Here is a 19,864-nt window from a genome sequence, read left to right as displayed (position 1 = left end):
GTGGGTGTACCAGGAGGTAACGAAGGTGGTGCCGGTCAGCCAGCCCCCGATCGCCAAGTAGGCGCAGGGGAATAACAGCAGGCCAGACCAGCCGATGAAGACGAAGCGATCGCGCTTCAGCCAGTCATCGAGGACGTCAAACCATCCTCGCTCAGTCTGGGCGCGTCCGACTGCAATCGTCATAACGCAAATCTCCTAAATAGATATAAGTACATTAGCAAATCCTACTCCCCACTTGCTCTGCCCGTGGGTTAGCGACCCATAGCAGAAAAGCGTTCATTATGGAAGTAGTCTTTACGTTTCTTTACTATGTTTCTCATTATAAGGGGATAATTGTGGATTTTGCACCCCCTTTTATAAAGTTTTGTTAAATTTTGGCCAAATTATCTGGAGGGGGCTAGGAATATGGAACTCTATAGAACCCGGGTGGGAACCCCTACTGATGCCCGATCGCCTATGGCGGGAAACGGGGATTCGGCGATCGCGCAGGTTGGGGTTGAGAGCACAGCACACTGCCCCCTCCTTGTGCTGAGATTCTGAGATACTAGAAAGAACTGATGCTGAGAAATTTTCCATAAAGCATGTTCACGATTGACTTGACTCTGAAGAACACACCCCTACCCCTGTCGGTTCAACGCAAAACGGTTGAAGGGGCGGAAGAAGTCTACCAGCAAGTTCTGGAGGCGATGCGCTCTGGCAGTTCCGAGGTAGTGGAACTCACCTGCGAGAAAATGCCCGAGAAAAAAGTCGCGGTGTTTGCCGATGCCATTTCTGCCGTGCAGATTTCCGAGAAAGCTGGCGGAGCAGCCGCAGGTAAAGCACCTGGTTTTGCGGCGGTTGTGGAAGCCCTTTCCGAATGAACCCATCCCAAACCCCAGAAAAGCCCGAGTTCGCCATTCAGGTGCGCGAACTGAGCTTTCGCTGGCCCAACGGACTCGAGGTGTTAAACGGTTGCTCGTTAGGGGTACCCAGGGGCGAGTTTTGGATGCTCTTGGGCACCAATGGCAGTGGCAAATCCACCTTGTTAAGGTTGCTGGCGGGTTTGTTGACTCCCGAGGAGGGCGAAATCGAAATCGATCGCCCCGTAGGCTTCGTCTTTCAAAATCCGGATCATCAGTTGGTCATGCCCACCGTGGGTGCAGATGTGGCGTTTGGATTGGTGGAGGAAAAGCTCTCCCCTCCTCAAATTAGAGCGCGGGTGGAAGAAGCCCTGGGGGCGGTCAATTTACTAGGATTGCAACGCCGCCCGATTTACGCCCTCAGTGGCGGTCAAAAACAGCGAATCGCCATTGCCGGCGCGATCGCGCGCCACTGTGAAGTCTTACTCTTAGACGAACCGACGGCTTTACTCGACCCGGAAAGTCAGTTAGACCTCGTGGCACAGGTGCAGCGTTTGGTGAAAAATCGGGGTTTAACCGCCCTGTGGGTGACTCATCGCTTTGATGAATTAGATTATTGCGATGGCGCATTTTTGATCGAACGGGGCCAAGTGGTGGCTCGGGGAGACCCAGCCCCCTTGCAGCAACGCCTGATGCGCGAGGAGAACTATTAAGGAAGGGGGTAACGGCGCGATCGCGCCGTTACCCCCTTCCCTCTCATCGGTGTTGTTATGGGAAAAATATTTTTCTGAGTCAGAAATTAACAAAACGCAATAAATGATGTCATAATGTCAACGAGCTTGCCTCATCTGTCGAAAATTTAAACAATGTAAAGAAAAACCATGCCACGCTCCTTAGCGCGAGCCATACTGCTCGTGGATGGTTACAACATAATAGGAGTATGGTCGAAGCTAAAAATCCAGCGAGACCAACAAGGACTTGAAGCCGCACGGCGCAAACTGATCGAAGCACTGGTCAACTACAGTGCCTTTGAAGGACTCGAGACCCGCGTGGTCTTTGATGCCCATTCCCGAGACGAGCGCTGCTACATCGAAACGGTCACCAAAAATCTCTCCGTCTGCTACACCGACTTCGGTCAAACCGCAGACACCTATATTGAAAAAGCCTGTGCGAACTTTCGTCGCGATGTGGCGAACTTGCACCGTCGCTTTATCGTGGCCACTTCAGACCGCGCCCAGCAGCAAACCGTGTTGGGCTACGGCGCTGAATGGATGTCCGCACAGCAACTCGGCCAAGCGGTGGAATCCACAGCACGGAAGTGCCGCAGGAAACATAAAACCAAACAACGCCCCTCTAGCCGCTTTCTGGTGTCGGGACTCGATGTCGAATCTCAAAAGCGCCTCGCCCAACTGAGAATGGGGTTGTAAGCCATCAGGGATCCAACCCCTTCACGGGAGCTTCATCACGGGACACCCGCCGGGAAACGGCAGGAAATCCAAAAAAATTTTAAGCGTAAAACCCTTATCCGGCAAGGCTTTCAGCAAATCACAAAAAAAAATTTCAAAAAATTTTGCAAAAAGGCTTGCCAAATCCCTAAGAGTGTGTGTAATATAGATTACGGTCAGCAAAGAACGAGCGACCCACATTCCTCGGTAGCTCAGCGGTAGAGCGGTCGGCTGTTAACCGATTGGTCGTAGGTTCGAATCCTACCCGGGGAGTTTCACAAAAACTAGAGTTCTGATTTTGGATGAGACGCAACGTCACTTTACAATCTAAAGTCAGAACTCTAATTTTTTTCAGATAGATGTCCCAAGAGGCTTTTTTGCCCGTGGAAGCTGTAACGAGCTGGAACCACTACTGGAAGATCGACCACGAGGTGACGTTTCTCAATCACGGTTCTTTCGGTGCGTGCCCTTTCCCCGTACTGGAAGCGCAGCAACGCTTGCGAGAACAATTGGAACGAGAACCGGTGCGGTTTTTCCTGCGGGAGTGGGAACCCCTGCTCGATCGCGCAAGGCAAGAACTGGCCCGGTTTGTGGGTGCGGATGCAGAAGACTTGGTATTTGTGCCGAATGCAACCACCGGGGTCAATTGCGTGCTGCGATCGCTGCATTTCCAACCCGGTGACGAATTACTCACCACTACCCAGGAGTACAACGCCACTCGCAACGCGATCGCCTTTGTCTGCGATCGCGCCAATGCGACCCTCGTCACCGCCCCGGTTCCCTTCCCCCTCACCTCCCCACAACAAATCATCGACGCGGTGATGTCCCGGGTTTCCTCCCGCACAAAACTCGTCATCCTCGATCGCATCAGCAGTCAAACCGGCTTGATTTTCCCCCTCGAAACACTGGTGCGCCAATTATCCCAACTCGGCATCGAAACCTTAATTGATGGCGCTCACGCCCCGGGAATGCTGCCCTTAAACCTCTCCCAACTCGGCGCAACCTACTACACTGGCAATTGTCACAAATGGTTATGTGCCCCCAAAGGAGCGGCTTTTTTGTACGTGCAGCGCGATCGCCAACCCAAAATCCGACCCCTAACCATCAGTCATGGAGCGAATTCTCCCCTCCAGGATAAATCCCGCTTTCAATTGGAATTTGACTGGATGGGCACCGATGACCCTACCGCCTATTTCTGCGTCCCCGTCGCCATCGAGTTTATGGGGTCTCTCCTCCCCGGCGGTTGGCCCGAATTAATGCAAAAAAATCACTCCCTCGTCATCGAAGCAAGGCAACTCCTTTGCGATACCCTCCAGGTGCCACTCCCCGCCCCTGAAGATGCGATCGGGTCTCTCGCCTCTATCCCCCTCCCCGATGGATCCGCAATGGAATTGCGCGATGAATTATTCGATCGCTATCATATCGAGGTGCAGGTCATTCCTTGGCCCGCCCCACCTCACCGCTTACTTCGCATTTCCGCCCAAATTTACAACTCCCTCCCGCAATATCAAACCCTCGCTAACGCCCTTCGGGAAATCCTCTCCCCATAGTTGCCAGTTTTTCTCGCAATAGTGACAACAGCGCCGCACACTTCTCCCGCGAAATTCGCTCCCGATGCTCGACACAAACCACCTCTGGCAATTCCGAAAGCGAGTTTAACCACTGCAATACTGGCATTGTCCCGGTGGGCGCTGTAGACCCCACTCCCTTTAATTGCAATTCTTCGATCGCCTCATTCCACTGGCAAAAAAACTCATCCAGGTGAATGCCACTATCCGCCAGATGTCCCGTATCCAACAGCATCCCAAATACTGCCGGTTCCCCTAATTGTTCAATTAACTGGGCAATCTCTTGCGGATGGGTAAGGGCAGCACATCGTTTTGGACTTAATGGTTCGATCGCCACTCGCACCCCTAATCGTTTCGCCGGCTCGATAATTTGGCTAAAAAATTCCACGGCTCGATCGATTGGGCGATCGGCCAATTGCTCCCCAAATCCGCAAACCGTGACAATTCTCGGTGCCCCTAATTTCGCAGCCAGTTCCAGGGTTTCTAACACATGAGCGCGCGCAGGGCGTCGCCGATCTCGGTCTCGGTGCAGGGGATGAAACTCATGCATTAAATACGCTTGCACCGCCGATATTTCTAAGCGCGATCGCCGATAAACTTCCACCGGAAAATTGCCTTTATTGGCCACTTCTAACGCCACATTCTCTCGCCGCGCCAGTTCTATCCGTTGCAAAACTGATGCCACGGGTAAAGAAGTTTCTGCATAGGCAAGTCGAGGTTTTTGTACGGGCATATTATCCATTGACCCTCGGAAATTGTCCCACTGATTTTACCTCCTAAATTTGGGAAAGTGCAACCTCACAGAGAGTTCATCCCAATTTGACATAGTAACGAGGAAATCTCAGCCTAATTGCTATTCCCCCGGTAGCCGGTATTTACTTGCCACCCTGCGACTTACAGTTAAGTTTTTGTTGTCCAAAACTATAACCGATCGGCCAGCTTTTGGAAACAATCTTTTCGCCATTGAGCATCCCTGTGCCGATGGGTTTTCAATTCAAGCACGCGAATCCCCGTTTTGGGTAACGGATTTAATGCTTCTTCCAGGTTTTCCCAGGAAGAAATCAATTGATGTTCCACGCCATAGGTGAGGCATAATTCGGCAAAATTGATGTGTTGCGGCGTGGCAAAAAACTCCTCAAACGGGGGTTCAAATTGGGAAATGGGCAGCATTTCAAATATTCCCCCGCCGTTATTGTTAATTAAAACTAGGGTTAAATGTCCCTTGAATTTGTTCCGCAATAAAAACCCGTTCGTGTCGTGCAACAGGGCTAAATCGCCGGTTAACATGACGCTGGGTTGATTGTGATGGGCAATTCCCAAAGCTGTGGATAAGGTGCCGTCAATGCCGTTTGCGCCTCGGTTGAAAAAGGGGCGAATGGCGCGGTTGCCGGGTTTCCAGAAAAATTCTACATCCCGCACGGGCATACTATTGGCAATAAAAATTGGGGTTTTTTTGGGCAATAATTGGGAAAGCATCCAAGGGATTTTGGGTTCAAAAATAGCAGGATTTGAGGCGATTAATTTATCTAGTTTTTGCCGACAGTTGCTCTCTGCGTCGCACCAGAGTTTTAGATAGTTGTGGGGTTTAGATGCAGAAGTCTTCCCGTGGGTTTGTTGCCAGTTTTTTGCGGCAAGCTGTTCGATAGAAGTTCGCAGATGAATGGTTTTGCCATGTAGGGGGTCGAGATTGTGGTAAGTCGGATCGATGAGGTAATAAATCGGTTGGATGGAGTCTAACCAAGCGCGGAGTTGTTTGCTGGTGGGTAAGTCGCCGATTTGAATGACGATTTGCGGGGCGAGGGTATGGGCGAGGAGGGGATTTCGCAGGAGAATGTCGTAAGTGGAAATTAAGTAAGGATTGCGATCGCTATAGTTTCGCAGGGGGGAAAGTCCCTCGGCGAGTACGGGGAATTGTAAGGTTTGGGAAAGGTGGGCGATCGCATCACAATAGCCTTTTGGATCTGGTGGTTGCGCTACGCCGCCGAGGATAATTCCCCTGTGGCATGATTGCCATTCTTGCAGTGGAATCTCCGGGATAAAAGCAGAAGCATGGTAACGCAATGGGCGACAATTTACAAAGAATTCTGACTCGTTCAATTCTGACCCTAAAGCTTGTGCTTCCGGTTGCGGGAGGGGGGGTAGCGGATCGCGAAAGGGTAAATTGAGATGTACTGCGCCGGGGATGGGGAAAAGGGTTTTTTCCCATGCATGAATGACGGTTTGTCGCAAATAGCGCAGCATGGAAATCTCTAGAGAAGGAGTTGCTAATTCGGCGTGCCAGTTGGGATAATTGCCATAGAGTTTGATTTGGTCGATGGTTTGTCCGGAATGACAGTGGCGCAGTTCTGGCGGTCTATCGGCGGTTAAGATTAACAAAGGGACGCGACTTTCTCGCGCTTCGATAATGGCGGGATAAAAATTCGCTCCGGCGGTTCCGGAGGTGCAAACGATCGCCACGGGTTTGGCGGTTTTTTTGGCCATTCCCAGGGCAAAAAATGCCGCCGATCGCTCGTCTAAAATCGGCAGGGTTTCGATATGCGGATGGGTGGCAAATGCAACGGTGAGGGGCGTGGACCGGGAACCGGGACAAATAACGGCGGTGGTTAATCCCAGTCGATGACAGGTCTCGACTAAAATAGAGGCCCAAATACTGTTGGTGTTGCGAAAATCGAGTGGCATTGGCGAGGAACACTAAAGGCAGAAAAAAGGTAAGGACATTTTACAGGAATGCTGTTACACTAATGCTTTTAAAAGGGTTTTGAGTTTGAGTTGAATTTCGGCGAGTTCTTTATCGGGGTCGGAACCGGCAACGATACCCGCACCAGCATAAAGACGGGCGCGATTGTCTTGAATTAATGCGGAACGAATGCCGACGATAAATTCGGCATTGCCTTGGCGATCTATCCATCCTAAAGGGGCGGCATACAGACAGCGATCGAAGGTTTCATAGCGGCGAATTTCTTGGGTGGCGATATCTCTGGGGGTGCCGGCAACGGCGGGGGTGGGGTGAAGTTCGGCTAAAATTTTTAAGGGATGAATCCTGGGGGGAATGGTGCATTGAATGGGAGTCCATAAATGTTGGATATTGGACAGTTGCAACAGGCGCGGTTCTGGGAAGACGCGGGGAGATAACCCGAGATGAGAGAGGCGATCGCGAATAAATTCTATCACCACTCGATGTTCGTGTTTTTCTTTTTCACTGGAGAGCAATCCATTGGCTAAATCTGCATCTTCGGTGGGGGTTTTGCCTCGGGGTGCGGAACCGGCGAGGGCATCGGTGACCAATTGTTGGTTATCAATGGCAAGCAAGCGTTCGGGACTGGCCCCGATAAAATGGGTGCCTTTCCCGTTGCTGGTGGAAAAAATATAGCAGTCGGGATACACTTGGCGCAAGTGATTTAAGGAGTGAAAAATATTAAACTGCTTTTGAGAGGTGACCTGCAAGGTTTGAGCCAGGACGATTTTATTTAACCGCTGGCTTTTTATCGAGTCTAAAGCGGAACGCACGGCTGTTTTAAAAGGATGGCTGGGTACAGCGATTTGCTGCAGTTTTAGCCCTTTGCCATTTTTTTGCGCTTCATCCATCCAGGAATAATTGACCCAGCCAATTTGATTGATTTTTTGCCAAATTTCTCGAGATAATATTTCTAAATCTTCGTTTCCGGAAAGGGGACAGTTGGCGACTAAAACGGAACGGTTTTGGCAGCGCGTCACTTGCCAGCGGGGTAAAAAGACGGTGGCGGGGGGAAAAGGAGCGCTCTCTGGTGGGGGGTCGTCAAAAAAGGTGAAGCTGCAAAAAAAGTAGGGTCCGGCGCAGGGAAGGTCCGTTTCGCCGGTGGACATCACCCGATCGATGCAGGATTGAATAAAATTTTGCGCTTTGACAAATCTGCGATCGCCAATCGGGGCCTCAAATCGATCTGCAGACCCGATCGCGGCGATCGCTTTGTCTTGCGGGCCGTTTTCAAAGTAAAAATGCAGATCTTCGGGTTGGGCGATCGCCTGCAGCACTGCTAGGGGATCTACTGGCGGAATCTCTCGGGATATGCTAGCGATCTGCGGACAGTCTCGGTCAACGGCGACCTGCTGACAAGCAACAAGAAACCGATACAGTTCCTTGTAGTCTGGCAATAGATTGGCATCAGACGGTACAACTGGCATGGAAGCGAGGATGGTGTGTTGGGCGAGTGGGGGAAAGTCCCCGGATGCAGGGAGTCCTTCTCTAGGGACTCTCCTATATATCTAATCATTCCATTGTCTTCCCTTCCACGGGATCGCCTGGGCGATCGCCTTTCCCTACCATCTGTCCGAGGGTCATGGGTGCCATTTTGCCGGCAAACCCTGTTAATCCCTCGGCAGTTCGAGTATTACCAGTTGGCATTCTGCAATACACAATGGGGATAACCCCGCGATCGCCGGGAGTGGGGTGGGCCTGGTTGAGCTGACCCCTCCATTCTGTCGGTTTGATTAATAATTCTTAATTCTTCGCAGTCTGCCAATTTGCCGACGGGCGATCGTAAAATTATGGCACTGACTGAACACGATCGGGAAAAGTGAATGACAACCCGCACAATTGAGCGATCGAACAACAAATTATGGATGGCGGCAATTAAACCCCCCATGTACAGTGTAGCCATTATGCCGATTTGGGTGGGAACTGCCGTCGCTTTTTGCGAAAAATCTGCCATCAATTGGCCCATTTTTTCCACCTTTGTCACCGCTGCCATTTTAATTCTGGCCTGGGAAAATATCAGCAATGATGTATTTGATTCGGAAACGGGAATCGATAAAAATAAGCACCATTCCTTGGTCAACCTAACTGGCAATAAATCCTTGGTTTTTTGGCTGGGCAATTTATGCTTGGCGCTGGGCATTATTGGGATATTAACGATTTGCTGGTGGCAGCAAGATTTAACCGTTTTGGGATTAATTTTCTTGTGCTGCTTTTTAGGGTATATGTACCAAGGTCCCCCGTTTCGCCTCGGATATCAAGGGTTGGGAGAATTTCTCTGCTTTTTTGCCTTTGGGCCGTTGGGGGTTTCCGCTGCTTATTACAGTCAAACCCAAAGTTGGTCGAATCTGAGTTTGATGGCATCGATAATTGTCGGCGTTGCCACGACCTTGATTTTGTTTTGCTCCCACTTTCACCAAGTGAATGATGATTTAGCTGCCGGGAAGCGATCGCCCCTGGTGCGGATGGGCACCAAACGCGGCGCTCAACTCTTACCTTGGTTTTGCGGTATCATTTTTGCCGGGAGTGCAGCATTGGTCCTCTTGGGAATTTTCCCCGTTTTGGCATTACTCAGTTTTGCCGGGTTTCCCTTTGCGGTGAAACTGTGCCGTCATGTGGGCCAGTATCACGATCGCCCGGAAAAGGTGAGTAACTGCAAATTTATTGCCGTTGCCGTTCATTTCTGGAGTTGCTTACTGTTAGGGGCAGGATTTATTCTGTAAATTTACCACTGCCGTGGTTTAACCAAACCCGGCAGTTACTGCCTAAAAAAGTACCATGATTTATCTGAAAAACTATCACTTTTTTTATTCGATAACCGGACAGCGCCATTATCCAATCATTTTATTTTTACATGGATTTATGGGAAATTGCAATGCTTTTCAAACCGTAATTTCCCAGCTTAGCCATCGCTTTTGCTGTGTGGCGGTTGACCTTCCCGGGCATGGCAAAACTCGAGCGATCGGTGGGGAAGATGCCTACAGGATGCCAAATGTGGCTAACGCAATAGTTGACTTGCTCGAGGAATTAAACATCCGACGCTGTTTTTTAGTAGGTTACTCGATGGGGGGACGACTGGCATTATATTTGACCCTGCATTTTCCGGAGAAATTTGCCAAAGTGGTGCTCGAATCTGCTTCCCCGGGATTAAAAACTGCCACAGGGCGATCGCGTCGTCGCCAACGCGATGCCCAACGCGCCCACCAGTTAGAAACCACCGATTTTAACTCCTTCTTGCTGCAGTGGTATCGTCAGCCTATTTTTCACAGTTTATCCGCACATCGAGACTTCGAGAAATTACGCGATCGCCGATTGGAAAATAATCCTGTGGAATTAGCCAAATCTCTGCGAAACATGGGCACTGGAACCCAACCCTCTCTCTGGGAAAAGTTGCCAGAAAATCAAACGCCTCTGCTGCTGCTAGTGGGAGAATCGGATAATAAATTTCAAGTCATCAACGAACAAATCGCGCAGCAATGTCCCGCAGCGCAGGTTAAAATTATTCCGGAAAGCGGCCACAATATCCACTGGGAAAGGCCCCAATTTTATGCTCAGACAATTCGCGATTTTATTGGTTAGTTAAATCAATTTTTATCCAGATAAAAACGGGATAAATTTTTATCGTAAAATCTATAAAAAAGTTTTTCGTTGCCAAGGGAAAAAGTAAAGTGGGCTAGGGAGACAGCGCCACAGCTTGGTGAGGGAGGGAAACGCCAAAGATGCAGTTATCGAAGAATTGTGATAGAATAATTCGCAATAGACAAGCCAGTGACTTTCCCTAAAATATCGATATTTTATTTTATCATCCTTTTAACTCTTAGCTATAACTTTGGAAAATGCGCTATCAATTTGACTTTCGTTCTTATCGGCGCAAGTTCAAGCGCCCCATGCACACCAGTCATGGCATTTGGGAGGTGCGCGACGGGATTATCGTGCGTTTAAAAAACGAAAAAGGGGACGTGGGGTGGGGAGAAATTGCGCCGTTAAGTGCATTTGGTTCGGAAACCATTGGCGAAGCGTTAGAATTTTGCCAGAAATTGCCAGAATGGATTAGCGATCGCACGATTTTTTCGCTTCCCCCGAATTTACCCGCCTGTCAGTTTGGGTTAGAAACCGCGTGGGAAGCCTGCAGTACCCATAAATTGCTTCCCGATGATGCAGGGCGATCGCCCGCAATCGATATCCCCTTTGCCACCCTGACGTATAGTGGCTTATTGCCGGCGGGAGAAGCGGCATTATTGGGACATAAAATTCTTTGGAAGCAGGGATATCGTACCTTTAAGTGGAAAATTGGCGTTGCCCCCATCGAAAGAGAATTGAGAATTTTTCGAGAATTGGTGAGGTCAATTTGCGAAGATTGGCAAGAGGACATCGGCTTTTTGCGCTTAGATGCCAATGGCGGATTGAACCTTGCAGAGGCGGAAAAATGGCTGGAAGCTTGCGACAAAGCGGGAGAAATTATCGAATTTCTAGAACAACCTTTACCCGTGGGAGAATTCGAGACAATGCTAGAATTGAGCACTCGCTTTTCTACGGCGATCGCCTTAGATGAATCCGTCGCCACCTTAGCGCAAATGGAAGCCGCTTATCGCCAAGGATGGCGGGGACTTTTTTCCATCAAACCCTGTATTTCCGGATCGCCTTCCCAGTTGCGTCAATTTTGCCAGTTAAATAAAATTGATGCGGTGTTTTCATCGGTATTTGAAACGCAAATTGGCCGCAATGCCGCCTTGAAACTAGCCACCGAAATTTCTACCCCCCGCGATCGCGCAGTGGGTTTCGGCGTCAACCATTGGTTTGCCGATGATGAAATCGCAATCGAAGAATTATGGCAGAACCCTTGACTTATTTGCAAAATCGTGCTAAAGAAAATTGGATAATTTGCGATAGCGATCGCCTGGATTTTAGCGCGATCGCCCTGCAATTATTTCACCAGTTCACCCAACGGGAAACTCGCCCCACCATTTTACTCGCCGAAGCGGATCCGCTGCGATTTCTCGCCAGTTTTATCGCCGCCGTTGCTGCCCGCTGCCCGATTTTTTTAACCAATCCCAATTGGGTGGAAAAAGAATGGGAACAAGTCTGCACCTTGGTGCAACCGGATATCATTTGCACCGCATCAACCAGCATCAGGGATTTCGTCAGCTTCCGCGCCGCTTTATCCCCCCGCGCAAAGTCGGCGATCGCCCCTCAAAACCCCAAACTGAAATCGGCAATTATGATTCCCACCGGCGGGTCTTCCGGTCAGATTCGGTTTGCGATTCATCGGTGGGAAACCTTAATGGCATCAGTACGCGGATTTACCGCCTATTTTCAAACACCCACAGTAAATTCTTTCTGCCTGTTGCCGGTTTATCACGTCAGCGGTTTAATGCAATTTTTGCGATCGTTGACCACCGGGGGCAAACTGGTGATTTTATCCTCTTACAAAAAACTGCCCGGTTATGGGAATTGGCAGGCGATCGCCACCCCTAGCGCTGCGGAGAATTCTCCCGTGCCATTGTTAGAAAAAATCAATCCAGAAGACTTTTTTATCTCCTTAGTGCCTACCCAGTTAAATCGACTATTACAAGCGCCCGAAGCGGGGAATTATTTATCGCGATTTAAAACTGTATTGTTGGGGGGTGCGCCCGCATGGCCCGACTTGCTCGATCGGGCAAGAAGATGCAAAATTGCCTTAGCCCCGACCTATGGGATGACGGAAACCGCGTCACAAGTAGTAACGCTCAAACCCACCGATTTTATCGCCGGTTACAATAGCAGCGGTCGGGTTTTACCTCATGCCAAAATTACGATTTGCGATCGCAATGGCGAGAAACTGGGGGTGAATCAAATCGGCAGAATTGCGATTCAGGCAGAGTCTCTGGCGTGGGGGTATTATGGCGAAGGAGAGATGAAAAATGAGTCAGGGAAAATCCGCCCTTTCCTGTCAGATGATTTGGGATTTTTTGACGAGCAAGGGTATTTAAACATTGTTGGACGTGCCAGCGATAAGATTATCACTGGCGGCGAGAATGTGTTTCCGGTACAGGTGGAAGCGGCAATTCGCGCCACGGGTTTGGTGGCGGATGCTTGCGCGATCGCTGTAGCGGATGGAGATTGGGGTCAAGCGATCGCGGCGGTGTACGTTCCTCACCCCGGCATTTCCGCAAGGGCGATCGCCGAAGCGCTAGAAGATAAATTAGCCAAATACAAGCGTCCGAAATATTGGTGTGCGGTACAACAAATGCCGCGAAACGCCCAGGGAAAAGTCAATCGCGAACGAGTGCAAGCGATCGCGAAGGCTCATCTGAGAGATGCAAATTCTTCAGATGAGGAGGACTCATCCGCCAGAATGGGATCCGGTGAAAAAAGCTGAATTCAGCGATCGGGCGATCGAAATGTAACCATTCTCCTACACCAAAATCACGCGATCGCCGAACCGCAAAATTTCCGGAAAACCTTGAGTAATTTTGCCTAAAAAAGGCCGCATCTCTTTATCTTTCCGTCAGCAAGTGGGGGAATTCCATCCCATAAACTTGTTGCCAGAGGTATTGTACATAGGACTGAGTAGCGGGCACAATTTGCCCATCATAAACTAAGTCGGCGGCGGTTCGATCTAAAATACGCACGTCGATCGGGTTGAGTTTTTGTCGCCGCTGGCTCGAACACAGCAGCCACATAATTTGAAACATCGTTTCGGGATCTGTAGTGGTGTTCGGATTAGACCACGCCAGGGATAAGGGATGGCTTTTATTGCTGGAATTCACCCGCTCCGTGCGGTCCCAATACCCTAAGTTTCGTAACTGTGCGTAAAATTGTTGCTCCAAGTTCATTGTTTCGGTTCTCAAATGATTCTCGATGAGAATTCTGTCACCCACCGAGAGAATTGTTAATTAATTATTAATAATATCTGAAGATATTCTGAAAAAAGTATTAAGTTTTACAAATAACTATAAATTTATGTAAAATTGTCACTGATTTTTTCACGGTAGTGATGCGGGTAATCCCTGGCGCAAGGGGGAGGCGAGTTGAGGAGAATTCAGAAGCGAAAGCCTTTCCAGAACAGGGTTTTCTCGGTTTACCCCCCGCGATCGCCCCAGACTCTTTTGCCGGATCGATCGCGCGAAAAACCCCTTATTCAGCCCATTGAAGTAGCCACTTCATTATTTCTGGGGCGAGGGGTTGTTTTTGCCTGGAGGCGGGGTGAATGCAGACATGTTTGGTGAGGGCGCGCCCGATCGCCCCTTCACTGGAGGCGGTGGTGGGAAAAACTCGATAATCGATTTCAAAGGTATGCGCTTTGAGCAAAGTGGGCGTCAGCGCGATCGCCACTTCATCCCCACAAAACAGGGGCGCAAAAAAGTCCACCCGCGCATGGGCGATCGCAATGGCGGCGTCGGGGTTGCGAAAAAACCCTTTGAGCTCGATACCACTGGCGGCGAGAGACGCTTCGTAAGCTTCGTGGCAAATCGCCAGCAGGTTGGCAAAATACAAAACTCCCGCCGCATCGGTATCTTGAAAGCGAATGATGCGAGTGTGTTTAAATGGCATCAGCAATTCTCCTCAAATCGGTTTGGATTGAGCATACAAGACCCCGGGGGTGGCACAAAACGCTTTTTATCCCCTCTGCGAAGCGATGCCAGTTATAATAAAATGAACGTTAAGGCACCCACGGCGGTGGCTTTTCATTACGCCAGTTCTGATTTCAACTAAGTCACTCATGCCCACTCCAAAAGCCCAACCCTGCACTACCTCCACAGGCCCACGTCAAATATTAGAACAATTAGTCCCGCGATCGCAATTCGTTTTGTCCGCCACTGCTGGAATGAATAACACTGAAATTACCAAAAAATTGCGTATAAATCCGGCATAAGTGCGGCTGTGGCGTAGTAGATTGCTTTTCGCCACAGAACAACTACATAAAACTCAAAAAACAGGGATTAACCACAAAAAATTGAAGCCAATTTAGCCATTTCACCAAGGAGCAACGATGAAAAAAATTCGACTTTCTCCACTTACCATTGGCAGGATTTTAGCTGTGGCGATCGCGTTCGCGGGTGTAGGCGGTTGCGAATTCAATTCCGCATCATCCGACCTTCCGCCACCGCCAGCAGGTCGCAGTGCAGTGACGATTGACGACCTAGAGGATGGCGATCGCTTTAATCAATTCCAAGGCGGAACTTGGTTTACCTACAGCGATCGTCCTGAAGGGGGAACGTCACAAGTAATTCCCCCAGCGGGAAGTGCATTCCAACCCAGATCCGGCGGTCCGGAAAAATCCAGTAAATACGCCCAAATGTCCGGCAAAGTAACCACCGACTTTCCTGATGGCTACATTGGCATGGGAGTGGACTTAAAAAGTGCCAACACGCCCATAGATTTGAGCGAATTTAACGGCATTGAATTTTGGGCCAAAGGCGACGGAAAAACCTATCGCATGAAACTGCATTCCGCAGCTACTTCAGATTATGACGACTATCACTACGATTTTTCCACCAACCCAGAGTGGACTCGGTATGTGGTAGATTTTGATGCCATGCAGCAAGAAGGCTGGGGTCAACCCGCCAACCGGGAGGAAGCATTACAAACAGCCCTAAAAATCCAATGGCAGACCATCGGGCAGCCCCATGATTCTGTAGAACTCGCTGTGGATAATATTCGCTTGCTAAAACCGGAAGAATAATCGATAAAACTTGCCAGACCACAGCAAAATGGGAGCAGTAGATTGAAAAACATCCACCCCAAGTCGAGTCCAGAAATCCGAGAATTCTCTAGCGCCCCCAGCGGCATTTCAGTCATCGTTCCGACCTTCGGAAGAGTCGAAATGTGTGAAAGGCTTTTTGCCTCCCTGCAAAAGAGTCGAAAAGCCTTTTTTGAACCCACTGAAATTATTGTAATCGATGACAGTTCCGAGTTAGAAGCCCAGCAAATCGAAGCTCTGTGTGTTCAATACGGTGTCACTTACTATTTTCAAAGGCTTGGGGTTGCCGCAAAGCGGAACTTTGGCGCGAAAATGGCAGCTTATAGCCTTCTGTTGTTTATCGATTCTGATTGCGAAGCCACGCCCAACCTTCTGCAGGAACATTGGAAGCTTTATTGTCGCAATCACACCGTGGTTGCGGGATTGGGCAAAACCGAGTTCAAAGGGCCGGAAAGTTGGATTTGGCAAGTGGTGCAATTGAGTCCTTTTTTGGCAGCATTTGAGCTGGGGAATCGAGAAGGAAATCAAATTTGGGGACCTTCTAATAACCTGTCTTGTCGCCAAGAAATGTTTCAGTTCCTGGGCGGTTTCGATCCAACATTTCCCAAAAACCCAGGGGGAGAAGATGTGGACTTCGGATATCGTCTCTATCAGCAAGGTTATTGGCTGACCAAAAATCCCCAAGCCCTGGTTTATCATACCACAGAAACCTGGAACGACATCGGCCAAGTTGTCCGGCGGCTTTTTCATTGGGGGCAAGGGGAGTTTTATGTGTATGAAAGACACGATCGCTATCTTTATTTTGATTGCCCGAAAGGGATGGGAATTGTTCTGCTGATGTTGCCGATCGCTTCTGTGGCGATCGCCCTAACTCAGCACTGGCAATGGTTGCTTTTGCCTCTGGTTTTCTTGCTGGTTAATTTCTGCGGACGGGTTATTCTGCACGTGATTTACCAGCGCAATTTGTGGCGGGAAATTCTGAAAGTATGTGCGGCAGAAATTCTCAGCTTAGTCTATGAGGTGGGTTTGGTTTCGGAATGCATCCGGCATCGTTGGTTTGTGCCTTTGTGGTATCGACCGATCGTCCTCCCCGAAGAGGCTATCTACCTGTGGAATATCCAAGTTATTTATAGTTGGGTCATGTTTGCCCAGTTAGTCATGGGCGTAGCGATCGTCCAGTTACTCGTTTCTTAATTGTCCCTCAAGTTAAGTCAGGAGCATCGCCATTATGGAATTTATCTTCATTTTGTTGCTGATTGTTGTCGCCATCATCGTCATCTTTACGATGGTCAACAAATTTGACGTCCGCAACAAAGGAATTCAAACCGAAGGAGAGATTACTCAGATTAGCCCTCGCACTTACACCGATGCCTATGGCATCAGCCACACAACTTATTATGCCCAGTATCAATTTACCGACGAAAATGGCATGGTTTACCGGGGTGAAAAAAGCCTAGGCAGTACCCGTCCGAGTCGCACAGAAGGCGAGACCGTTACGGTCTATTATTTGCCAGAAAAACCGGAAAGAAACGATGCAGATTTTTAGAAAAATTTTGCGGCGATCGCCAGTTTTTGTACGGGGGTAAATATGCAGGTGGAACGATTCATTTGCCCATGCAGTATCCCCGCAATGGTTAAACTTCCTCCAATTGGGGGAGGGCAATCCCCTCCGCATTTGCTACACTACCCCAAAAATCAGCAGGGTGCGACCCGCATCTGATGCCATCGATACGTTAAACGAAAGGGGAATTAACAACAATGATTACTTATAAAGTCGAGGAGAATAGCAATATTATCGCTATTTCCATTGATGGGGAGATAACTCAAACGGACTTGCATCAAGTTATCTCAGAAATGGAAGCGATCGTGGACCAATATCGAGAACTGAGAATTTTTGCCGAAGTTGTCGCTATTTCCGGAACGGAACCCGGGGCAATTTGGGAGGATTTGAAGTTTGCGTTTAGTCATTTTGGCCATATCGGTCGCTATGCCGTGGTGGGGGATCCAAAATGGCTCGAACCTGCTATTCATATTCTCACTCCTTTGAGCAAACCGTTTACCACGGCGAATATTCGCTATTTCCATCGCGATCGTGTAGAAGAGGCGTGGCAATGGTTGCGCGAAGAAATCGAAATGCTGGAAATTTTGCCTATGCCAGTGGATAATGCGATCGGGCTGAAACTAAAAGGAGATTTATCCACCTGGGATTTCGAGCGCGTTGCCGATATCATCCGCGAAAAAGAGAAAATCCACGATAAAATTGGCATTTATGTGGAAGTGGAAAAGTTTACCGGCATTTCCATCCCCACCTTGCTCGAAGAACTGAAGTTTGTGTTTAAGCGGTTCGATAAATTCGATAAAAAAGCAGTGGTGGGCGATAAAGACTGGATGGAAAATGTGGTAAAAATTGGCAACAATATTTTTCCTAATATTGAGGTAAAATATTTTTCATTCGATGAGAAAGACAAGGCAAAATCCTGGATTGGGAGTTAGCTGATAGTCGGCGATCGATTTCACTCGTTCCTAGCATAAGTTGGGAACGAGTGAAATCAGTTAAATCGATGGTTTGACTCATTTTTTAGCCATTTGGGGAGTTGGGGTGAGCCTTCAGAAACCCGGGTTTCTTAATTTAATACCAATGGATTTCGGCTTGGTAGGTTCAAACGTTAGGAAATTGTACGAGACCGATGCCTTTGAGTTTACGCCAGCGTCGCCCCTCAAATTGTTGTTTGAATTTAGAGACCTGCGTATTTTTCGCCCATTTCGCCCTTACTGTTTACAGAGATTTAGGCTTAACCTCGAATTCCATCTTGGAACGGTAAAAACACACATCAAATTCCATAAAAAAATTGGTCTGTCCTAGAATTAGAGGTGTATTGAGTTGTTTTGTCCAGGCAAACGCTAGCTGAATCGGTACAATATCGCCGATTTGAGCCATTGCCAACAAAGGTAATACGGGCTGGTTCCCTAAGTTACCAGAAAGTTGAATTATGGCCTTATTGTTTTCCCAGATAGCCCCTAGTTGTAGCCCCATATCATAGGGCATGACGTTGATAGTTGCGCCACTGTCAACTAATCCAATCGCTTCAGATGGGGACTCGCGGCAAGCTATCAAATTCTGTTCCCTTTGCGATGACTCAGTGGTTGAGTAGCGAAATCTCATTGCCATTAAACCTCATCACTGAAATCTAGTGCCTGCATCAGAATCGCCCCCGCCCCAAAAGTATTATATGGAGTTGGCAAATCATAAGCTTTATCAGGCTCTAAAGGTGAAATTTCTGCTCGTGATTCCATTTCCTCAACCAGCAAACGAATCAGTTTGATTTTGTCAATGGGTGAAAGTTGCTTGATGGCAGGTAGTAGTTCTGTAAGTGTCATCATAAATTGGGTTATGGTAATTTGGACAATGGTTTGGGTGGGACAGTTTTTATTTTATCCCAAGTTTCAGGGAAAACCCCGGTTTCTTAAATCTCTCCTAACCAGGTTTCAATGGCGGATATCAGATTCGGTTGATTGGGGGGAAAGCCTTTTAACGGCGCTTCTAGGGATTCGTCGGTGAGAAAGACTACGGCGATTACCCCGGTCAGTTTTTGGCAAAAGGCCATGAGTTCTGGGGTGGGTTTCGTCGGGGTGGAAACGGTTTCGCTACCGAAGAGGATGGTACGGTGGGGGAGGAGGTGGGGCGCGTTTTAGGGTTTTGAGGTGACGGCGCATTTCCGGCGGGGTCTTTCTCGGGACAAGTGATTTCCCAAATCAGGGGGACATTGAGTCAGAAAAATGTTAATATCAGTAAATCTGTACGACAATAAATCTGAACATAAAATCAACCACTAGCGATGAAAAAGTCCATCGAACTGAACGAAGAATTGGTGAAAGAAGCATTGCGCTTAACCAATATTCAGACAGAACAAGAATTAATTAACTTTGCTTTATCCGAGTTAGTCAAAAACCGCAAAAAACGAAATTTACTCGATTTGAGCGGGCAGATTCAATTTTCAACAGATTACGATTATAAAGCCTTACGGGAAAACCGCAATGTTTTTGATTGATACATCAGTTTAGATTGCTGTTTTCCGAGACAGGACTGATACCGTCCGTCAATCTTTGTCAGCAATCATTAATGAGCAAACCATTTTTTTGACCCGATTTACTCAGATGGAACTGTTGCAAGGTTGCCGAGATGAACGGGAGTGGAGGTTATTAGAAACCTATCTGCAAGACCAAGACTATATCGAGTCCAATCCTCATACTTGGGTCGCGGCTGCCCGAATTTATTACGATTTACAACGACAGGGATTAACGGTTAGAAGTAGTATTGATTGTTGTATTGCTCAACTGGCGATCGCACATCAGTTGATCTTAATTCATAATGACAGGGATTTTGAGACAATTGCAACGGTGACAAGCCTTAATAGTTTACGCTTTCGACCTGACAATAATTAATTCTCAAGTCTCATCTAACCCTATTCTAACCTAAAAAATGCCACTCCTCAAATCTCCTCTAACCAGGTTTGAATGGCAGATATCAGATTCGGTTGATTGGGGGGAAAGCCTTTTAACGGCGCTTCTAGGGGGTCGTCGGTGAGGAAGGCAACGGC

Annotated in this window: 24 protein-coding genes, 1 tRNA gene and 1 pseudogene; 15 read left to right on the top strand and 11 right to left on the bottom strand. The window is 48.5% G+C overall.

Annotated elements, in window-relative coordinates; all coding sequences use genetic code 11:
* A pseudogene (locus LKK83_RS20670) lies at positions 1-183 on the bottom strand (photosystem II D2 protein (photosystem q(a) protein)); the annotation flags it as partial.
* A 398-nt stretch (positions 184-581) separates the two neighbouring features.
* Here LKK83_RS20670 and LKK83_RS20665 point away from each other — a divergent pair.
* From LKK83_RS20665 to LKK83_RS20645, 5 genes are all read left to right on the top strand, one after another.
* Complete coding sequence (locus tag LKK83_RS20665; protein ID WP_324633213.1) at positions 582-860, top strand: hypothetical protein; 279 nt, start codon at positions 582-584, stop codon at positions 858-860.
* Positions 857-1,552 (top strand): energy-coupling factor ABC transporter ATP-binding protein, encoded by a 696-nt coding sequence (locus tag LKK83_RS20660; protein WP_324633212.1) that lies wholly within the window; start codon positions 857-859, stop codon positions 1,550-1,552. Before LKK83_RS20665 ends, LKK83_RS20660 begins: the two co-directional genes overlap by 4 nt.
* Before the next feature lie 168 nt (positions 1,553-1,720).
* Entirely contained in the window at positions 1,721-2,266 is a 546-nt protein-coding gene (locus LKK83_RS20655; protein ID WP_324633211.1) for an NYN domain-containing protein, read from the top strand.
* Between the two features lie 219 nt (positions 2,267-2,485).
* Positions 2,486-2,557: transfer RNA gene (locus LKK83_RS20650), tRNA-Asn, on the top strand.
* Between the two features lie 86 nt (positions 2,558-2,643).
* On the top strand, positions 2,644-3,834 hold the full coding sequence (locus LKK83_RS20645) for an aminotransferase class V-fold PLP-dependent enzyme (protein ID WP_324633210.1): 1,191 nt from the start codon (positions 2,644-2,646) through the stop codon (positions 3,832-3,834).
* On the opposite strand, the gene LKK83_RS20640 is transcribed toward LKK83_RS20645, so the two are convergent.
* From LKK83_RS20640 to LKK83_RS20625, 4 genes are all read right to left on the bottom strand, one after another.
* On the bottom strand, positions 3,803-4,594 hold the full coding sequence (locus tag LKK83_RS20640) for a sugar phosphate isomerase/epimerase family protein (protein WP_324633209.1): 792 nt from the start codon (positions 4,592-4,594) through the stop codon (positions 3,803-3,805). The two genes, LKK83_RS20645 and LKK83_RS20640, sit on opposite strands and share 32 nt — an antisense overlap.
* A gap of 179 nt (positions 4,595-4,773) precedes the next feature.
* Positions 4,774-6,531 (bottom strand): 2-succinyl-5-enolpyruvyl-6-hydroxy-3-cyclohexene-1-carboxylic-acid synthase, encoded by a 1,758-nt coding sequence (gene menD / locus LKK83_RS20635; protein WP_324633208.1) that lies wholly within the window; start codon positions 6,529-6,531, stop codon positions 4,774-4,776.
* A gap of 54 nt (positions 6,532-6,585) precedes the next feature.
* On the bottom strand, positions 6,586-8,013 hold the full coding sequence (locus LKK83_RS20630) for an isochorismate synthase (RefSeq protein ID WP_324633207.1): 1,428 nt from the start codon (positions 8,011-8,013) through the stop codon (positions 6,586-6,588).
* Positions 8,014-8,098: 85 nt separating this feature from the next.
* Positions 8,099-8,233: a hypothetical protein gene (locus LKK83_RS20625; protein WP_324633206.1), complete on the bottom strand. Its 135-nt coding sequence runs from the start codon at positions 8,231-8,233 to the stop codon at positions 8,099-8,101.
* Positions 8,234-8,409: 176 nt separating this feature from the next.
* Here LKK83_RS20625 and menA point away from each other — a divergent pair, with 176 nt between their 5' ends.
* The 4 genes from menA (at position 8,410) to LKK83_RS20605 (ending at position 12,941) form a co-directional block, all read left to right on the top strand.
* On the top strand, positions 8,410-9,306 hold the full coding sequence (gene menA / locus LKK83_RS20620; RefSeq protein WP_324633204.1) for a 2-carboxy-1,4-naphthoquinone phytyltransferase: 897 nt from the start codon (positions 8,410-8,412) through the stop codon (positions 9,304-9,306).
* A 55-nt stretch (positions 9,307-9,361) separates the two neighbouring features.
* Entirely contained in the window at positions 9,362-10,162 is an 801-nt protein-coding gene (gene menH, locus LKK83_RS20615) for a 2-succinyl-6-hydroxy-2,4-cyclohexadiene-1-carboxylate synthase (RefSeq protein WP_324633203.1), read from the top strand.
* A 257-nt stretch (positions 10,163-10,419) separates the two neighbouring features.
* A complete protein-coding gene (locus LKK83_RS20610) occupies positions 10,420-11,427 on the top strand; it encodes an o-succinylbenzoate synthase (RefSeq protein ID WP_324633202.1) in 1,008 nt (335 codons plus the stop codon).
* A complete protein-coding gene (locus tag LKK83_RS20605; RefSeq protein ID WP_324633201.1) occupies positions 11,412-12,941 on the top strand; it encodes a 2-succinylbenzoate--CoA ligase in 1,530 nt (509 codons plus the stop codon). The genes LKK83_RS20610 and LKK83_RS20605 overlap by 16 nt, the downstream gene beginning before the upstream one ends.
* Positions 12,942-13,059: 118 nt before the next feature.
* Here the strand turns inward: LKK83_RS20605 and LKK83_RS20600 are convergent, their stop codons facing one another.
* Entirely contained in the window at positions 13,060-13,398 is a 339-nt protein-coding gene (locus tag LKK83_RS20600) for a hypothetical protein (protein ID WP_324633200.1), read from the bottom strand.
* A 301-nt stretch (positions 13,399-13,699) separates the two neighbouring features.
* Positions 13,700-14,116, bottom strand: coding sequence for an acyl-CoA thioesterase (locus tag LKK83_RS20595; protein WP_324633199.1), 417 nt, complete (start codon positions 14,114-14,116; stop codon positions 13,700-13,702).
* Positions 14,117-14,555: 439 nt separating this feature from the next.
* Here LKK83_RS20595 and LKK83_RS20590 point away from each other — a divergent pair, with 439 nt between their 5' ends.
* The 4 genes from LKK83_RS20590 to LKK83_RS20575 all read left to right on the top strand — a co-directional run bounded on the left by LKK83_RS20590 (position 14,556) and on the right by LKK83_RS20575 (position 17,759).
* Complete coding sequence (locus LKK83_RS20590) at positions 14,556-15,248, top strand: CIA30 family protein (protein ID WP_324633198.1); 693 nt, start codon at positions 14,556-14,558, stop codon at positions 15,246-15,248.
* Between the two features lie 42 nt (positions 15,249-15,290).
* Entirely contained in the window at positions 15,291-16,460 is a 1,170-nt protein-coding gene (locus tag LKK83_RS20585; RefSeq protein ID WP_324633197.1) for a glycosyltransferase family 2 protein, read from the top strand.
* A 34-nt stretch (positions 16,461-16,494) separates the two neighbouring features.
* The gene (locus LKK83_RS20580) at positions 16,495-16,812 is read left to right on the top strand and encodes a DUF3592 domain-containing protein (RefSeq protein ID WP_324633196.1); all 318 of its coding nucleotides are present in this window, start codon (positions 16,495-16,497) and stop codon (positions 16,810-16,812) included.
* Between the two features lie 212 nt (positions 16,813-17,024).
* Positions 17,025-17,759: an STAS/SEC14 domain-containing protein gene (locus LKK83_RS20575; RefSeq protein WP_324633194.1), complete on the top strand. Its 735-nt coding sequence runs from the start codon at positions 17,025-17,027 to the stop codon at positions 17,757-17,759.
* A 283-nt stretch (positions 17,760-18,042) separates the two neighbouring features.
* On the opposite strand, the gene LKK83_RS20570 is transcribed toward LKK83_RS20575, so the two are convergent.
* The 3 genes from LKK83_RS20570 to LKK83_RS20560 form a co-directional block, all read right to left on the bottom strand.
* On the bottom strand, positions 18,043-18,429 hold the full coding sequence (locus LKK83_RS20570; protein ID WP_324633193.1) for a hypothetical protein: 387 nt from the start codon (positions 18,427-18,429) through the stop codon (positions 18,043-18,045).
* 5 nt (positions 18,430-18,434) lie between these two features.
* Positions 18,435-18,647 carry a hypothetical protein gene (locus tag LKK83_RS20565; protein WP_324633192.1) on the bottom strand — a complete coding sequence of 71 codons (213 nt, stop codon included), beginning with the start codon at positions 18,645-18,647 and terminating at the stop codon, positions 18,435-18,437.
* Between the two features lie 83 nt (positions 18,648-18,730).
* Entirely contained in the window at positions 18,731-18,871 is a 141-nt protein-coding gene (locus LKK83_RS20560; protein WP_324633191.1) for an NACHT C-terminal alpha/beta 1 domain-containing protein, read from the bottom strand.
* Positions 18,872-19,102: 231 nt separating this feature from the next.
* Between LKK83_RS20560 and LKK83_RS20555 the strand changes: the two genes are divergently transcribed.
* On the top strand, positions 19,103-19,315 hold the full coding sequence (locus tag LKK83_RS20555; RefSeq protein WP_324633190.1) for a type II toxin-antitoxin system VapB family antitoxin: 213 nt from the start codon (positions 19,103-19,105) through the stop codon (positions 19,313-19,315).
* A 13-nt stretch (positions 19,316-19,328) separates the two neighbouring features.
* Complete coding sequence (vapC, locus tag LKK83_RS20550) at positions 19,329-19,709, top strand: type II toxin-antitoxin system VapC family toxin (protein ID WP_324633214.1); 381 nt, start codon at positions 19,329-19,331, stop codon at positions 19,707-19,709.
* Between the two features lie 47 nt (positions 19,710-19,756).
* On the opposite strand, the gene LKK83_RS32045 is transcribed toward vapC, so the two are convergent.
* Positions 19,757-19,864, bottom strand: a 108-nt coding sequence (locus LKK83_RS32045) for an NACHT C-terminal alpha/beta 1 domain-containing protein (RefSeq protein ID WP_442957348.1), incomplete at its 5' end; no start/stop codon positions are given.

The sequence above is a fragment of the Phormidium sp. CCY1219 genome, from assembly GCF_035615515.1.
Lineage (GTDB): Bacteria > Cyanobacteriota > Cyanobacteriia > Cyanobacteriales > Laspinemataceae > CCY1219.
Note: the sequence above shows the minus strand (reverse complement) of the source record. Positions and strands in the feature narration are given on the sequence as shown.

Coding starts and splice junctions, on each gene's coding strand:
- LKK83_RS20665 (WP_324633213.1), top strand. CDS start 582: ATGTTCACGATTGACTTGACTCTGAAGAACACACCCCTACCCCTGTCG.
- LKK83_RS20660 (WP_324633212.1), top strand. CDS start 857: ATGAACCCATCCCAAACCCCAGAAAAGCCCGAGTTCGCCATTCAGGTG.
- LKK83_RS20655 (WP_324633211.1), top strand. CDS start 1,721: ATGCCACGCTCCTTAGCGCGAGCCATACTGCTCGTGGATGGTTACAAC.
- LKK83_RS20645 (WP_324633210.1), top strand. CDS start 2,644: ATGTCCCAAGAGGCTTTTTTGCCCGTGGAAGCTGTAACGAGCTGGAAC.
- LKK83_RS20640 (WP_324633209.1), bottom strand. CDS start 4,594: ATGGATAATATGCCCGTACAAAAACCTCGACTTGCCTATGCAGAAACT.
- menD (WP_324633208.1), bottom strand. CDS start 6,531: ATGCCACTCGATTTTCGCAACACCAACAGTATTTGGGCCTCTATTTTA.
- LKK83_RS20630 (WP_324633207.1), bottom strand. CDS start 8,013: ATGCCAGTTGTACCGTCTGATGCCAATCTATTGCCAGACTACAAGGAA.
- LKK83_RS20625 (WP_324633206.1), bottom strand. CDS start 8,233: ATGCCAACTGGTAATACTCGAACTGCCGAGGGATTAACAGGGTTTGCC.
- menA (WP_324633204.1), top strand. CDS start 8,410: ATGACAACCCGCACAATTGAGCGATCGAACAACAAATTATGGATGGCG.
- menH (WP_324633203.1), top strand. CDS start 9,362: ATGATTTATCTGAAAAACTATCACTTTTTTTATTCGATAACCGGACAG.
- LKK83_RS20610 (WP_324633202.1), top strand. CDS start 10,420: ATGCGCTATCAATTTGACTTTCGTTCTTATCGGCGCAAGTTCAAGCGC.
- LKK83_RS20605 (WP_324633201.1), top strand. CDS start 11,412: ATGGCAGAACCCTTGACTTATTTGCAAAATCGTGCTAAAGAAAATTGG.
- LKK83_RS20600 (WP_324633200.1), bottom strand. CDS start 13,398: ATGAACTTGGAGCAACAATTTTACGCACAGTTACGAAACTTAGGGTAT.
- LKK83_RS20595 (WP_324633199.1), bottom strand. CDS start 14,116: ATGCCATTTAAACACACTCGCATCATTCGCTTTCAAGATACCGATGCG.
- LKK83_RS20590 (WP_324633198.1), top strand. CDS start 14,556: ATGAAAAAAATTCGACTTTCTCCACTTACCATTGGCAGGATTTTAGCT.
- LKK83_RS20580 (WP_324633196.1), top strand. CDS start 16,495: ATGGAATTTATCTTCATTTTGTTGCTGATTGTTGTCGCCATCATCGTC.
- LKK83_RS20575 (WP_324633194.1), top strand. CDS start 17,025: ATGATTACTTATAAAGTCGAGGAGAATAGCAATATTATCGCTATTTCC.
- LKK83_RS20570 (WP_324633193.1), bottom strand. CDS start 18,429: ATGAGATTTCGCTACTCAACCACTGAGTCATCGCAAAGGGAACAGAAT.
- LKK83_RS20565 (WP_324633192.1), bottom strand. CDS start 18,647: ATGATGACACTTACAGAACTACTACCTGCCATCAAGCAACTTTCACCC.
- LKK83_RS20560 (WP_324633191.1), bottom strand. CDS start 18,871: ATGGCCTTTTGCCAAAAACTGACCGGGGTAATCGCCGTAGTCTTTCTC.
- LKK83_RS20555 (WP_324633190.1), top strand. CDS start 19,103: ATGAAAAAGTCCATCGAACTGAACGAAGAATTGGTGAAAGAAGCATTG.